This window comes from Alkalihalophilus lindianensis, assembly GCF_032843265.1.
In the GTDB taxonomy this organism is placed as follows: domain Bacteria; phylum Bacillota; class Bacilli; order Bacillales; family Bacillaceae_D; genus Alkalihalophilus; species Alkalihalophilus lindianensis.
Genome location: NZ_JAWJBA010000003.1, coordinates 257771 through 272855, shown reverse-complemented (window position 1 = coordinate 272855; position 15085 = coordinate 257771). Strand labels below are relative to the sequence as shown.

11 protein-coding genes are annotated in these 15085 nt (G+C 38.8%); 2 read left to right on the top strand and 9 right to left on the bottom strand.

The features are described from left to right. Positions 1–21: 21 nt before the first annotated feature. From RYX56_RS11380 to RYX56_RS11355, 6 genes are all read right to left on the bottom strand, one after another. A complete protein-coding gene (locus tag RYX56_RS11380; protein WP_317122171.1) occupies positions 22–810 on the bottom strand; it encodes an SDR family oxidoreductase in 789 nt (262 codons plus the stop codon). A gap of 23 nt (positions 811–833) precedes the next feature. Next, positions 834–2804 carry a TRAP transporter permease gene (locus RYX56_RS11375; protein ID WP_317122170.1) on the bottom strand — a complete coding sequence of 657 codons (1971 nt, stop codon included), beginning with the start codon at positions 2802–2804 and terminating at the stop codon, positions 834–836. A 5-nt stretch (positions 2805–2809) separates the two neighbouring features. After that, a complete protein-coding gene (locus RYX56_RS11370; protein ID WP_317122169.1) occupies positions 2810–3265 on the bottom strand; it encodes a DUF1850 domain-containing protein in 456 nt (151 codons plus the stop codon). A gap of 77 nt (positions 3266–3342) precedes the next feature. Then, positions 3343–4365, bottom strand: coding sequence for a TAXI family TRAP transporter solute-binding subunit (locus RYX56_RS11365; RefSeq protein WP_439108485.1), 1023 nt, complete (start codon positions 4363–4365; stop codon positions 3343–3345). A gap of 160 nt (positions 4366–4525) precedes the next feature. Then, a complete protein-coding gene (locus RYX56_RS11360; RefSeq protein ID WP_317122168.1) occupies positions 4526–5881 on the bottom strand; it encodes a sigma-54-dependent transcriptional regulator in 1356 nt (451 codons plus the stop codon). Continuing rightward, positions 5859–7850 carry a transporter substrate-binding domain-containing protein gene (locus RYX56_RS11355; protein ID WP_317122167.1) on the bottom strand — a complete coding sequence of 664 codons (1992 nt, stop codon included), beginning with the start codon at positions 7848–7850 and terminating at the stop codon, positions 5859–5861. The genes RYX56_RS11360 and RYX56_RS11355 overlap by 23 nt, the downstream gene beginning before the upstream one ends. Positions 7851–7987: 137 nt before the next feature. On the opposite strand from RYX56_RS11355, the gene RYX56_RS11350 reads away from it, so the two are divergent. Together RYX56_RS11350 and nfsA are read left to right on the top strand one after the other, a co-directional pair. Next, a complete protein-coding gene (locus tag RYX56_RS11350; protein WP_317122166.1) occupies positions 7988–9745 on the top strand; it encodes a B12-binding domain-containing radical SAM protein in 1758 nt (585 codons plus the stop codon). A 122-nt stretch (positions 9746–9867) separates the two neighbouring features. Further along, positions 9868–10617, top strand: coding sequence for an oxygen-insensitive NADPH nitroreductase (gene nfsA / locus RYX56_RS11345; protein ID WP_317122165.1), 750 nt, complete (start codon positions 9868–9870; stop codon positions 10615–10617). Between the two features lie 48 nt (positions 10618–10665). On the opposite strand, the gene RYX56_RS11340 is transcribed toward nfsA, so the two are convergent. The 3 genes from RYX56_RS11340 to scpA form a co-directional block, all read right to left on the bottom strand. Further along, on the bottom strand, positions 10666–11721 hold the full coding sequence (locus tag RYX56_RS11340; protein WP_317122164.1) for an EAL domain-containing protein: 1056 nt from the start codon (positions 11719–11721) through the stop codon (positions 10666–10668). A 153-nt stretch (positions 11722–11874) separates the two neighbouring features. After that, positions 11875–12876 carry a methylmalonyl Co-A mutase-associated GTPase MeaB gene (gene meaB, locus RYX56_RS11335; RefSeq protein ID WP_317122163.1) on the bottom strand — a complete coding sequence of 334 codons (1002 nt, stop codon included), beginning with the start codon at positions 12874–12876 and terminating at the stop codon, positions 11875–11877. A gap of 53 nt (positions 12877–12929) precedes the next feature. Then, positions 12930–15065 (bottom strand): methylmalonyl-CoA mutase, encoded by a 2136-nt coding sequence (gene scpA / locus RYX56_RS11330; RefSeq protein WP_439108489.1) that lies wholly within the window; start codon positions 15063–15065, stop codon positions 12930–12932. Between the last annotated feature and the right edge of the window lie 20 nt (positions 15066–15085).

The following is a 15085-nucleotide window of genomic DNA, read 5'->3' as shown; positions in this document are numbered from 1 at the left end:
TCAAGCCTTCTTTGATCCTTATTAGTATGCTTTTGTTGCTCCACCGTCAACAACCATTGATTGTCCTGTCACATACGTATTCGCATATGACCCTAAGAAGACAATAGTTCTGGCAAATTCATCAGGTGTCCCATATCTACCTAATGGAATGGCAGCGGTCAATTGATCTTTCGCTTCCTCATATTCTAACCCAAGTTTAGCGGCGCGAATATGATCCAAAGCTTCTACCCGGTCAGTTGCTATGCGGCCAGGTCCAACTGTATTAATTAAGATATTCTCCCCACCTAACTCTTTTGCTAGACTTTTAGAAAGTCCGACGATAGCCGTGCGGAATGTATTGGATAAAATCAATCCTTCTACGGGCTCTTTGATCGAAGACGAGGCAATATTTACAATACGACCTGCCCCTCTTTCACGCATCGATGGTAAAACGGCACGGATGGCTCTAATAAAACTTAGTAAATTAAGCTCAAATGCCCCTTGCCAATCAGCATCTTCAAAAGCATTAAATCCACCGGCTGGCGGTCCTCCAGCGTTATTAATGAGTACATCAATTCCACCGTGTAAAGCTGTTGCCGTTTCAATTAATCTTTTTATATCATCTGGTTTAGAAATATCGCATGTAATATAGGGAGGCCTTACACCTGTTGCTTCTTCAATCTCAGCAACCGTGTTCTCAAGTTCCACTTCATTCCGACTTGAAAGAAGCACCTGTGCGCCTTCTTTCACATATAACTCAGCACAAGCCCTCCCTAGCCCTTTACTAGAAGCTAAAACAATAACAGATTTTCCTTTTAAACCTATATCCATACTAGACCCTCCTTGCTTTCACCTTATTGTGCAATATTTGTATCCGTGACCGTAGAGTTCTTTGCTTTTCTCCATTGCCATACAACAACCACTAAAATGATCGCAAGACCAATGATGTCTTGAATCATGTTCGGGTTCATAAATAGAATCGCTCCTCCGAATAAGATAACGCGCAACACCCAATGAATTGTGCTAAATAAGTATCCTTCAGCTGCTGTTCCGAGCATTACGACTCCAGCTATCGCCGTAATCGTTACAGCTGCTCCTTCTACAAATGTGGTATTCATAAGAAGGAGTGCATCGTTATAAACAAACATAAATGGAACGATAAAGCCAGCAATTGCTAGTTTCATTGAGATAAAGCCGGTCCTCATCTGATCCCCTCCAGATATCCCTGCCGCTGCAAAGGCAGCAAGCGCAACTGGTGGTGTGATATTTGCAAATAAACCAAAGTAGAATACAAATAGATGAGCAACTAACGGTTCTATGCCATATGAGATTAAGGCAGGTGCGGCCATTGTTGCTGTGATAATATAAGTCGGAATACTTGGCAGTCCCATTCCTAATACAATACAAGCAATCATTGTAAAAATAAGAGTTAAAAGTAGACTATCTCCACCAAGAGTTACAATTCCGTTTGCAAGCTTTAAGCCAAACCCAGTCATCGTCGCTACCCCTACAACAATTCCAACCGTTGCACACGCAACCGCTACACCAACAGCTGTTCTTGCACCGGATTCAAGAGCCTCCACGATATCTTTCATACTCATGCGAGTTGTTTTTCTAATCATAGCTACAACGATTGTAACCAAAATCGTTAAGAATGCAGAATAGATAATCGTACGTCCACTAAAGAACAACATGTATAAAAGAAAGAATAAAGGTATTAACAAATGCCCTCTTTCTTTTAATACTTCCATCACTTGTGGTAGGTTTTCTTTTGAGATTCCTTTTAAGCCTTCTTTTGTTGCACGAAGATGAATTTGTACAATAATTCCTAAATAGAACAATAATGCTGGTAGAAGCGCTGCTAGAGCAATCTGACTATAAGGAACCCCTAACATCTCTGCCATAATAAAAGCCGCAGCCCCCATGATCGGTGGTAAGATCTGTCCCCCAACCGATGCCGCAGCTTCTACTGCTCCAGCAAAGTTACGATGATAACCGATTTTTTTCATCAATGGAATCGTAAATGAACCAGTCGTTACGACGTTAGCCACTGCAGCACCGTTTATGCTTCCTAAAAATCCACTAGCTATTACCGCTACTTTTGCAGGTCCCCCTCTAGTTTGACCTGCAATGGCTAGTGCCATGTCGTTAAAGAATTGCCCCATTCCAGACTTAGAGAGGAAGGCACCAAACAAAATAAATAAGAAAATATACGTAGCTGAAACTCCAATGGCCGTTCCATAGATTCCTTCAGTCGTGACATACATGAAGTTAACTAGTTCATCCCATGTATACCCACGATGACGGAAAATTCCTGAAAGCTCTCTTCCAAACAAACCATAGAGAAAGAATAAAATGGCAAGTACAGGTAAACCCCAACCTGTTACACGTCGAGCTGCTTCTAGTACAAGAACAACAAGAATTCCGCCAAACAATAGATCAAGCTGACTTGGTAAACCACCGCGATTGACAATACCGACATAATCGACAAAGATATAGACCGTTGTTGAAAATGCCATTAATGCAAATAGGAGATCATACCAAGGTAATTTTGTACGATTTGCCTTTTTAAATGGTGGATAAAGCAGAAAGACTAATGCTAGAATAGCCGCCACATGTAATGAACGATGCTGTAAAGTTACAGGCGTCCCAAAATATGATGTGTACAAATGATATACAGATAATGAAATAGCTAAAAGGGAAACTATAATAGCAACTATTTTACTTTTAAATGAACGAAATCTCGATTCCGCATCATATTTTTCTAATAACTCAACTTGCTCTTTTGTTAACTCTTCTGGTTGTGGATTTTGTTGCTTTTCCATCTCCATCACCTCTTTTCAATGATTAATTCTAATGGTTCATGATGAGGCAAATCTTCTGTTTGGAACAGGATTTCATCATTTAAATAGATCGCAAATTCTGCGTTATGTGAGTGAATCCATCGAAAGGCCTCTATTTCTTGATCAATCTCTCGAGTGACAACTTTTCCATCTTCTATTGTCATACTTCCTTTTTCATGAGGTACTCCTGCACCAAATGAATAAAAAACTGTTTCCACTAATCGAAGGGAACCATCTTCACTCACTTCATACGTTTCTTCCCAAGGAGTCTTCTCAACAGAGTGAATCCATTTGATCGTCCATTGGTCCCCGACATTTATATCAGGAATAGAGTGAATCACTTCTTCTGTTCGTTGAATTTGCACATGCCCTGTATAACTTGTATGTGTACAAGCTACTAAGGAAAAAAAAAGGATGAGTGTCAGCGCGATTATTCTATTCATAAACCATCCACCTTACAAATTGTCCAAGCGCCACGCTTTATGAGCTTGGCGCTTAGACTAATAACATGTACTATTTATTACTCAATCGCCCCTACTTCTTTCAAATAACGTTCTGCTCCTGGGTGGAACGGAATTGGCATACCTACATCTACAGTATCTAATGTAATTTCTTGAGCCGCATTATGAGATCCTTGAATCTTATCAATGTTCTCAAAAAGTGTTTTTGTGATTTCATAAGCTGCATCTTCTGAAATTTCACTTGAAATAATTAATAAGTTTGTGATCGCAGCCGTTGGAATATCTTCTTCATTATCATATGAACCTGCAGGAATTGCCTCTGCAGAGAAGAATGGATAATTTTCTTCTAGGTATTCCATTGCTTCACCTTCAATAGGAATGATCTTCGCATTATGAGTAGTGTCTAGATCAATAACTGTTGCGTTTGGTACACCACTTGTTACGAATGCTGCATCAATCATGCCGTTTTTAATTTGGTCAATCGCTTCACTATAAGAAAGATAATCTTCGTTAATGTCGTCATAGCTCATTCCATGGGCTTCTAATACCATACGAGCATTTAATTCAACACCAGAATTCGGAGCTCCAACCCCTACGCTTTTTCCTTTTAAGTCTTCCACACTTTCAATTCCTGTATCTTCTGTTGTTACAACTTGAACGAAGTTAGGATAAAGTGCTGCTAGACCAGCCATCGATTCGATAGGGTCTTTCCCTTCAAATTCTCCACTTCCTTCATATGCTTGAAGAACTGAATCTGCCATTGTAATCGCAAGTTCTGCACGGCCAGTATCAATTAAGTTAACGTTCTCCACTGATGCCCCTGTTGCTTGTACAGAAGAATCAATTCCTAATTCTGATTCGAGAATCGTTGAAATCGCCCCGCCGATAGGATAATACACCCCAGAAGTTCCACCAGTTGCTACTGTTACGAATAAGTCACTTAAATCTGCACCTTCAGTTTGCTCACCAGCATCTGCATTATCACCTGCTGTATCATTGTCTGTATCCGCATCGTCTCCACCACATGCCGCAAGCACTAGTAAAGATGCCATGGATAAACTCGCAATAAATTTTTTCATCATAATCCCCCCAATTGTTTTTGTACACTTATTTACTAATGCAAGTAGTGTGCCAATTTTTAAAATAGCCAGTTTGTTAGCGCTTACAGTATTTCTTGCAACTCAAACACAAAGAACACCGGCAAAAAATGCCGGTGTTGCATTTTTTGCCGGTTTTATGAATTTAAGTAGACGCGTAAAGCTTTAATTTATCTCGTAGACTTCTTTCGCTAATCTCTAACATTTCTGCAGTTCTCTTTCGATGACCTTCGTTATAATCAAGAGTTTCTAGAATGAACTGCCTTTCCAGCTCTTTTAAAGATAGACCAACGAAAGATGAAAGCTCATTTTGCTCTGATCGTATGATTGTTTTCTTTGATCTTAAATGAAGCGGCAAATCTTCTACTTCTATCGTTGTTTCATTGGCAAAAACCATGGCTGATTCTAAGATGTTAGCGAGTTCACGAATGTTACCAGGATAAGAATAAGAAGATAAAATTTGATAGGCTTCCTTTGAGATGCCAGTGATCTCACTATTCATTTCCTTATTAAATAATTTGATTAAATGCGATACCAATAGCTTCAAATCGTCAATTCGCTCCCGTAGAGGAGGTAATAAAATTGGGATAACATGAAGCCGAAAGTAAAGATCTTCCCTAAACTCTCCTTGTCTAACCGCTTCTTCTAAATCTTTATTTGTAGCAGCAATAACTCGTACATTTAACGATTGAGTCACATTAGAACCGAGCTTCGTTACTTCCTTACGTTGTAGGACCCGTAAAAGTTTCGCTTGTAGGGCAAGAGGCATGTCCCCAATTTCATCTAGAAAAATGGTTCCTCCGTTCGCTAATTGAAACTTTCCATCTTTTGAGGAAACAGCCCCTGTAAATGCTCCCTTTTCATATCCAAACAGTTCACTCTCTAAAAGGTGCTCAGGGATTGCAGCGCAGTTGACCGTTTCTAGATGCTGTTGTTTTCTCTTGCCAGAATAGTGAATGGCACGTGCTACCAACTCTTTCCCTGTTCCACTCTCCCCCATAATTAAGACATTCGAATCAACGTCTTTCACTTTATCAATCAAGCGATACACACGCTGCATTGATTCACTTTGACCAATCAATTCCTCGTAACTATACTTCTTCTCAAGTTCTTGACTTAAATGTTCCACTTGATCATGTAAATATTTAAAGTGTAGAGCTTGCTTAATGACCGACTCTAATTCATCCATATTAATTGGTTTCGTTAAATAGGAGTAAGCTCCTACTTGAAGGGCTTTTACCGATGAAGAGATCGTGCCATATGCGGTAATCATAATAACTAGAAGTTCGGGATGTTCTTCTTTTAAACTTTTCAATACATCTAAACCATCCACTGCCCCTATTTTCAGATCTAATAAAACCAAATCAGGGCTTGTGGATTTAACTAACTTTTGACCTTCACTTGGATCAGTTGTTGCCTCAACATAGTAGTCATCTTCTAAGGCAAACGTTAATGAAGAACAAATGGAAGCCTCATCATCAATGATTAAGATTTTCTTCATGATTTTCGCTCCTAAATTGTAGTATCATCTTTGTCCCACTATCTATTTTACTATCGATCAACAACCGCCCCTCATTATCTTGTACATATTGATGAGTAATCGCTAAACCAAGTCCTGTCCCCTTAGCTTTAGTTGTATAAAATGGCTCTAATATCTTTTCCTGTTGCTTATCCGTCATACCAATCCCGTTATCTTCTATTACTAGGACAACCATTGTTTCCCTTTTCGATAATCGTAAAACAAGTTCGCCACTTCTATGTTCTATTACTTCCTCAATGGCATCAATTCCATTAATCATTAAATTGATAATGACTTGTTTCACTTGATTGGGGTTAGCGTAAATGAATACATCATTGATGAGATCTAACGTTAATACGATTCCTTTATTAAGCAGTGTCCTCTCAAATAAGATGGCACAATCTTGGACAAGTTCTGTTAGGTGAACCGATTCTTTTTCCTGTTGTCTCGGTCTAGCATAATCAATCAAACCTTCAATAAGTTGGCTCACTCGATCAATTTCTTTTGGAACATAGGTAGAAATCTCACGTTGGAAACGTTCATTATGGAACTTTTTCGGTATTAATTCAGCAAATGTTTTGATGGATGTAAGAGGATTACGAATTTCATGAGCGATTCCTGCTACAACCCGACTTAATGCCTGATTTTTTTCTTGTTCAAACACTTGAAGACGCATTTTCCTCTCTTCTGTAATATCTTCAAACGTCACGATGAGCCCGATTAATTGATGCTTAATATTAAAGAGTGGATAGACATAATAACGTAGATCATACTCTTTATTATCTGAACGCTTCCATATCGTTTCTTTTCCTAAAATTGACTTTTTCTCTTGAAAGACTTGATCAAAGTGCGACTCAAGAAGTTGCGTTAATAACAAAACGTCTTGATAAGGTTTTGTTAGAAGATCGTCTTTTTCACCTGCTATAAGGAGAGCTTTTGTATTTACTGATGTGATTAATCCATCTTCATTTACCGTCACAATGCCACGAGGTGAACTATCTAGAATCTGCCTTTGGTATTCGTCGCTGTTTTTCGTTTGAGTAATTTGCTCTTGTAACGTTTCATTTAATTCTTTTAATACATGTGTTTTCTTCTCTACCTCTGCTTGCAAACGCCGATTCCACCTAATAGCTAAAAACGTAATCGCAAGAACACCCAATAAAAGGCCTACGGTAATTTGAACTGCTAGCCACAGTCTCTCTGTTAACAGATTTTCATTTCCAAACCACTTTTCATGAATATCTGCGTATATACCTTCCTGCTTAACGGTCCTAATCGCTCTATTTAATTCGTCTAATAATTCATTACGGTCTCTAGCTACAGCCATAGCATAATCAATCGGTAAGAGGTAATTACCCACAATTCGGAAATTATTATTCATTTGAGTTTCTTCTATTAAATAATCAGCCGTTAATATATTCCCTACAAATGCATCAGAGCGACCCATCAGTAAAACCTGCATCGCTGTTCGTTGGTTACTCGCAACATGATATTGAATTCGTCGAATAGTACGAAGGAACTCATATTCCGTTGTTTCTTTTTGCAAAGCAGTCTTTACGTTTGTTAATTGAGAGATACCTTCAATCTCTTGATTATCGCTCCGAACGACTAGCCCAACAGAAGTATGTAAGACCGAATCTGTATACTCCATAGTAGCTGTTCGTTGTTCATGAAAAGAAGCAGATAATACCATGTCCACTTTGTCCTCTTCAAGCGCAAGGAACGCTTCTTCTTGGGTCATCGGGTAATAGATCAAATCTTTTTCCAAATATCGATTTAACTCTTCCATTAAATCAATTAAGAAACCTTGATGTTGACCCTCCTCTTGCATATGAATGGGAGGCAAGTTAGGGTCGTATGAAATTCTCAGCGGCTCTTTTGCGTGAATTATCATTGGTATTGTGATCACTGAGAGGAATAGGAGGAAAGAGATGAAATTTCGAATATTCATATTGTATCCCCTTACAATTTTCTCATAAAAAAAGGTGACTCATTTAATGTATTATTTCGTATACACATTTCTCATGTTGCCTAAACGTATGGTATCATACACTACGTAAGGAAAACAGAGAATTGAGGGATAAACCAATGAAAACCGTCGTCACGACGTTGAACGCTAAATATATTCACACATGTTTGGCTTTGCGCTGTTTAAAGGCCTATGCTGAGCCAGAGTTCCCTATAGAAATGGTAGAATATACGATCAAAGACCCTATTATGAATATCGTTTCCGATTTATTTGAACGAAAGCCTGATGTTATCGGCTTTAGTTGCTATATTTGGAATATTGAAGAGACATTAAAAGTAATTGAAATGCTAAGGAAAGTCATGCCTGAAACCAAAATCGTCTTAGGTGGACCTGAAGTGTCCTATGACACGAAAGAATGGCTTGAAACGACTGCTGATGCTGACTTCATCGTGGTCGGTGAAGGGGAAGAAACGTTTAAACAGTTACTTGAAGAATTAAGTACTACCTCTAAATTCCATATGGTATTTGGCTTAGCTTACCGTAAAGGAGAGGAAGTTATTATAAACGCTCCTCGTCCTAAATTGAAATTAGATGATATCCCTACCCCTTATCGATTCGATGAGGATCTAGCCGGGCTCACCAAACGAGTAACGTATTTTGAAACGAGCAGAGGTTGCCCCTATAGTTGTCAATTTTGCTTGTCTTCTATTGAAGTGGGTGTACGCTATGTTGATATCGATCGTGTTAAAAGTGACCTCCTGTTTCTTATTGAAAACGGTACGAAACTAATTAAATTTGTCGACCGGACATTCAACATTAAAAGAGATTACGCACTTGAGATCTTCCAATTTTTGATTGATAACCATCAAGAATGTGTGTTCCAATTTGAAATTACTGCTGACATTATGCGTCCTGAAGTCCTTGAATTTCTTAATGAGCATGCACCAAAAGGGATTTTTCGCTTTGAAATTGGTGTCCAATCAACAAATGATGCAACAAATGAATTAGTTCAGCGTCGTCAAAACTTCCAAAAGCTCACCCGTACTGTCACAATGGTAAAAGAGGGTGGGAAGATTGACCAACACTTAGATTTAATTGCAGGTCTTCCTGAAGAAGATTACCATTCATTCCGCAATACATTTAATGATGTATTTGCACTTAGGGCTGAAGAACTTCAGCTCGGATTTTTAAAAATGCTTCGCGGAACTGGTTTGCGTTTACGAGCAGAAGATCATCAATATGTATATATGAATCATGCTCCGTATGAGATTCTCAGTAATAACATTTTACCATTCTCAGATATTGTTCGAATCAAACGAGTTGAGGATGTTTTGGAAAAATACTGGAATGATCATCGGATGGATATGACGATTAACTATTTAGTTGAAAAAGAATTTGCTTCTCCTTTTGATTTCTTCCAAGAGTTTGGAGACTATTGGGAATCAAAAGATTGGTCAAGAATTGGTCATCAACTTGAAGATCTCTTTACAAGACTTTATGAATTTTTAGAAGCTAGAGATACACAAAACCTTCAAATCATTAGAGGTTTAATGATGGTCGATTACTTCAAAAATCATAAACACAAACCACGTAAAACATGGTGGGGCTTCTCGCTTTCAAAAGAGCAACAAAGCTCCTATTTACGTGAGTTAGCAGATCAACCGCAAAGAGTAAATGAAGATTTCGCTTCTTTACAACTTAATGAAAAAGACCTGCACAAACACACAATGATTGAGGTCTTACCATTCTCCCTTGACTCCTTCACAGAAGACGATGCAATCGTAGATCAACATGAATTATTAATTGCTTACTTTAACCCTAAGTCACAACAAACTTCTTTATTTACTACTTCACTTGTGCCATCAACGATGAAGTAATTGCCACGATAATGAATGAGCCAATGCATCTTTTGCATTGGCTCATTTGCACTTGGGTTGGGTTTATCCTTAGATTATGTGATAATAAATAAATGAGTTCTGAATTAAGAGGAGGATCCTTCATGAATGCTATTATTAACACACAACATAAACATCGATCCTATCGTTCCTATTCTTCTAAAGCGATCGAGGAAGAAAAACTTAACGCTATTATTTCAGCTGCCCAATCAGCCCCCTCTTGGATAAACGGCCAACAGGTTTCTATTATTGCTGTTGCAGACGAGCAAAGAAAATCACAGTTATCTGAATTAGTAGGAAATCAAGCATATGTCGCACAAGCACCAATCTTTTTTATTTTTTGTGCTGATTTTTACCGTGCTCAAATAGCTGGTGAAAAACACGGAAAAACACTTGAAGCAATTGATGACGTGGATGCTCTATTAGTTGGAGCAACCGATGTGGGATTAGCTATGTCAAATGCTATAACTGCTGCAGAATCACTTGATCTCGGTACAGTCCCGATAGGGGGAATCCGTAAAAACCCTTTAGAAGTCATTGAATTACTGGACCTTCCAAAATACGTCATTCCTATTTCTGGGTTGTGTGTAGGTTATCCAAATGAAGATCCGGGCACTAAGCCACGGTTTCCACAAGAAGCAATCTTCCATAAGGAAAGTTATCAACATGACCAGACCTCGATCATCGACACGTATGATGAGACGATGAGTGCCTATATGAACAAACGTACGAATGGTAAACAAACAACTTCATGGACAGAACGTGTCTCAAGTTTTTATGAGAAGCCATATTATTCTTCCATTGCTGATATGCTTGAACAACAAGGATTTAATTGTAAAAACGTAAAAAAATAATTCTACATGTAAAAGAGGAAAGACCTCATCATCAAGGTCTTTCCTCTTTTAATTTGCAAACGGAAATACATTCGTAACCGGCTCTGCTTTTGGACGTCCAAAGTAATAGCCTTGGGCAAGTGGAATGTTTAATTCAGCACATAAATCGGCTTCTTCTTTTCTTTCTATCCCTTCAGCAAGCAGTTTAATTCCATACGCATCAGCTACATTTACTATTTCTTTTATTTTTGTTTGTTTCTCAGTATATTGATCACAATGATCGATTATGGCTCGGTCTATTTTTGCAAAGTTAGGTTTTAATTCTCTTAATATATCAACAGTCGCAAACCCCGCACCAAGGTCATCAAGGGCTACCTGAATTCCTTGTTTTTGGTACACGTTAAAGATATTTTTCAAGTGATCGATATCATGGATTTTCTCGGTTTCCACTACTTCAAAAATCAAGTCTTCTGGTTGCACACCATACTTTTCTACAGCATATAATGTACTTTTCAAACAATGATTGGGGTCATAAATAGATGAAGGTAAGAAGTTAATAAATCTTTTCACTCCATTTCGTAATAACTTGGAGCTGATTTCAATAGAAGAAATTCGTGCCTGACTATCTAAGACCGATTGTAATCCAGCCTTTTGAGAAAAAGAAAATAATGTACCAGGGTTAAATGACAGCTCTGATTGGATAGGTCGAACTAAAAACTCATATCCAAATACTTCTTCAGTAGTAAGCTGAACAATTGGTTGCATATGTTGAGTAAATAAGCCTTCATTTATCACTCTAACAAGTGGCCAATTCATAATTCTTTCTCTTAACTGTTCATATCGAACAAAGTTTGCAAAATGTTCGCTCTCTTCTACTGAATACGTTGCATAGGTGTACTCATTAGTCAGTAAAATTGGATCTAGTTGCTGAATCAGTTTATTTAAAGTTTCTTCATTTTGATAAGGGATAGAATAAATATTATTATCATTTAACCTGTATGTAAAGTCTCCTAGTTGGAGTACTTCCTCGATTTTTTCCAATTGTGGATGACCTTTTAGTTTCATTAATAAATTCCCACTTGAGGGTAAATCAGGTATGTACCCACAATTCCTACAACTATTCACTAAGAATCCCTCCTTTGTATTAGGTGTACCGATTACTATACCACTAATATAGTTATTTAAAACCACTACTATTGTATTGTATTGTACTAATTCAATTTGGTCACTTGATTCCAAAAGAAAAGCCATGTTTAGTAACATGACTTTTTCATAAACTTACTTTTCATTTTTCACTTCTAATATTTCAAGTGCTGCCTTCGTAGCTGATGATTGACCCGTTAATACTTGTTCTTGCATCTGTGGGAGAATAGTCTTTACTTTCTCATTTTGATAAAATTCGACTAAGACCTGTTCCTCAATTAGATCACGAAACCAACGCAAAGCTTGTTCGTTTCGTCTTTTATGGAAGATGTTGTTTTGCTGCATGTGTTCTTTATGGTCTTGAATAACAGACCAAATATGATCGACACCTTCACCGGTTAGGGCAGAAACTGTATATGCCTTAGTAGACCAGCCTTCTGTAATAGGAGGAAGCAAATGAAGCATTCGGTCTAATTCAACTCGCGCTTGCTCAGCTGCTTGTTTATTCGGGCCATCAGCTTTGTTTATAAACATAGCATCTGCCATTTCCATAATTCCTTTTTTCATCCCTTGTAGTTCATCTCCAGCACCAGTAAGCATAAGAACGAGGAAGAAGTCTACCATTGACCTTACTGCCACTTCACTTTGTCCTACTCCGACCGTCTCAACAATAATGACGTCGTAGCCAGCTGCCTCACATAATAGCAATGTTTCACGCGTTTTTCTCGCTACTCCACCAAGAGTCCCACCAGCAGGGGATGGTCTAACATAAGCATTAGGATGACGAGATAGTTGTTCCATTCTCGTTTTATCTCCTAATATGCTGCCTCCAGTTAATGAACTTGAAGGATCAACTGCAAGCACCGCCACTTTATGCCCCTTCTCACAAAGCATCATCCCAAACGCTTCAATTAGCGTACTTTTACCTGCGCCAGGCACTCCAGAAAACCCAATACGGATTGATTGACCAGTCTGTGGCATTAGCTCTGTTAATACATCTTGAGCTAGTTGCAAATGTTTTTTTGCATTACTTTCCACAAGTGTAATCGCTCTGGCCAATATCGCTCGATTTTGTTCCTTTACACCTAATACATACTCTTCTACTGTTAATTTACTTCTTTTAGGGGATTGTGACACCGCGTTTACCCTCCCTTCTTGCCTCTTTTTAAGAGAAGAAGAAAGAAGAAGTGTTACTCCACTTCTTCTTCCTCTAAGCCGAGTCTCTCTTTTAATTCTTCTAAGATTTGAGTTGCTGCTACAGGGATCACTGTACCTGGTCCAAATATAGCTGCTGCTCCATTTTCTTTTAAGAATTGATAATCCTGAGCTGGAATGACTCCGCCAATAATCACTAAAATATCTTCACGACCATGCTTTTTAAGCTCATTTACAACTTGTGGAAGCAATGTTTTGTGCCCAGCTGCTAAAGAGCTCATTCCAATCACATGCACATCATTCTCGACTGCTTGCAAGGCCGCTTCCGCCGGAGTTTGAAATAATGGTCCAATATCAACGTCAAAGCCCATATCAGCAAAAGCCGTCGAAATCACTTTCGCTCCTCGGTCATGACCATCTTGACCCATTTTCGCAATCATAATTCTCGGTCTACGTCCTTCTGCCTCTTCAAATTCATCAGTCATTTTTCGAATGTTTTCCATTTCATCATTCTCTCCAAACTCAGAACGGTATACACCGCTAATCGAGCGGATGACCGCTTTATGTCTTCCTACCACTTTTTCATAAGCCATTGAAATTTCACCTAGGCTTGCACGAGAACGAGCAGCTTCTACTGCTAACTCCAGAAGATTCCCTTCGCCTGTTTCAGCTGCCTCTGTAATAGCCGCTAACGCTTTTTCTACTCTAGTATCATCACGTTCTGCACGTAGCTTTTCTAGACGACGAATTTGCGCTTCTCGTACTACTGTATTATCAATATTTAAAATATCTAGCGGTTCTTCTTCTTCTAAACGATGAGTATTCACACCGATAATCGTCTCTTTTTTAGAGTCAATATGCGCTTGTCTTCTGGCTGCAGCTTCTTCAATTCGCATTTTAGGAAGCCCAGTTTCAATAGCCTTAGCCATACCGCCAAGCTCTTCAATTTCTTCAATATGCGCCCAAGCCTTTCTCACAAGTTCTGCCGTTAAGGTTTCGACATAGTATGAGCCACCCCAAGGATCAAGCACATTCGTTAGACCTGTTTCATCTTGTAAGTATAATTGTGTATTTCGCGCAATACGAGCCGAGAAGTCTGTTGGTAAGGCAATTGCTTCATCTAAAGCATTAGTATGAAGGGACTGGGTATGTCCCATTGAAGCAGCCATCGCTTCAATACATGTTCGTACGACATTATTATAAGGATCTTGTTCGGTTAAACTCCAACCCGATGTTTGTGAATGAGTACGAAGAGCAAGTGACTTATCATTTTTCGGATCAAAGGGTTTGATTAATTTCGCCCAAATTAAACGAGCTGCCCGCATTTTAGCAACTTCCATATAATAATTCATTCCGATTGCCCAGAAGAAGGATAAACGAGGAGCAAATGAATCAATATCCAGTCCTGCTTTCATTCCAGTTCTTACATACTCTAATCCATCTGCTAGTGTATAAGCGAGCTCAATGTCAGCTGTTGCACCCGCTTCTTGCATATGGTAGCCAGAGATACTAATACTGTTGAACTTAGGCATGTATTTAGACGTGTATTCAAAAATATCTGCTATCGCCTTCATTGATGCTTCAGGTGGATAAATATATGTGTTTCTTACCATGTACTCTTTTAAAATATCATTTTGAATCGTACCTGTTAATTGTTCTGGCTTCACACCTTGCTCTTCGGCCGCTACAATATAAAACGCTAAGATTGGTAATACTGCCCCATTCATTGTCATTGATACCGACATTTGGTCAAGTGGAATGCTATCAAATAGGATCTTCATATCTAGAATCGAGTCTACAGCAACACCTGCTTTTCCAACATCTCCCACAACTCGTTCATGATCAGAATCATATCCACGGTGAGTCGCTAAATCAAACGCAATCGATAAACCCTTCTGCCCTGCTGCAAGATTACGACGGTAAAACGCATTACTCTCTTCAGCTGTAGAGAATCCGGCATATTGACGCACTGTCCATGGTCTCGTTTTATACATAGCGGGATAAGGCCCTCGGAAGAAAGGTGCGATCCCTGCTACGTAGTTAAGGTGCTTCATTCCACTCGTGTCATTTTTCGTATAGGTTGATTGGATTGAGATTTTCTCCATTGTATCAATCGTAGGATCTGGCTGATAACCTTCGCTTTGTGATTGTTCAAATGCAGGAAACGTCATTTTATCAAAAGATGGTTTTG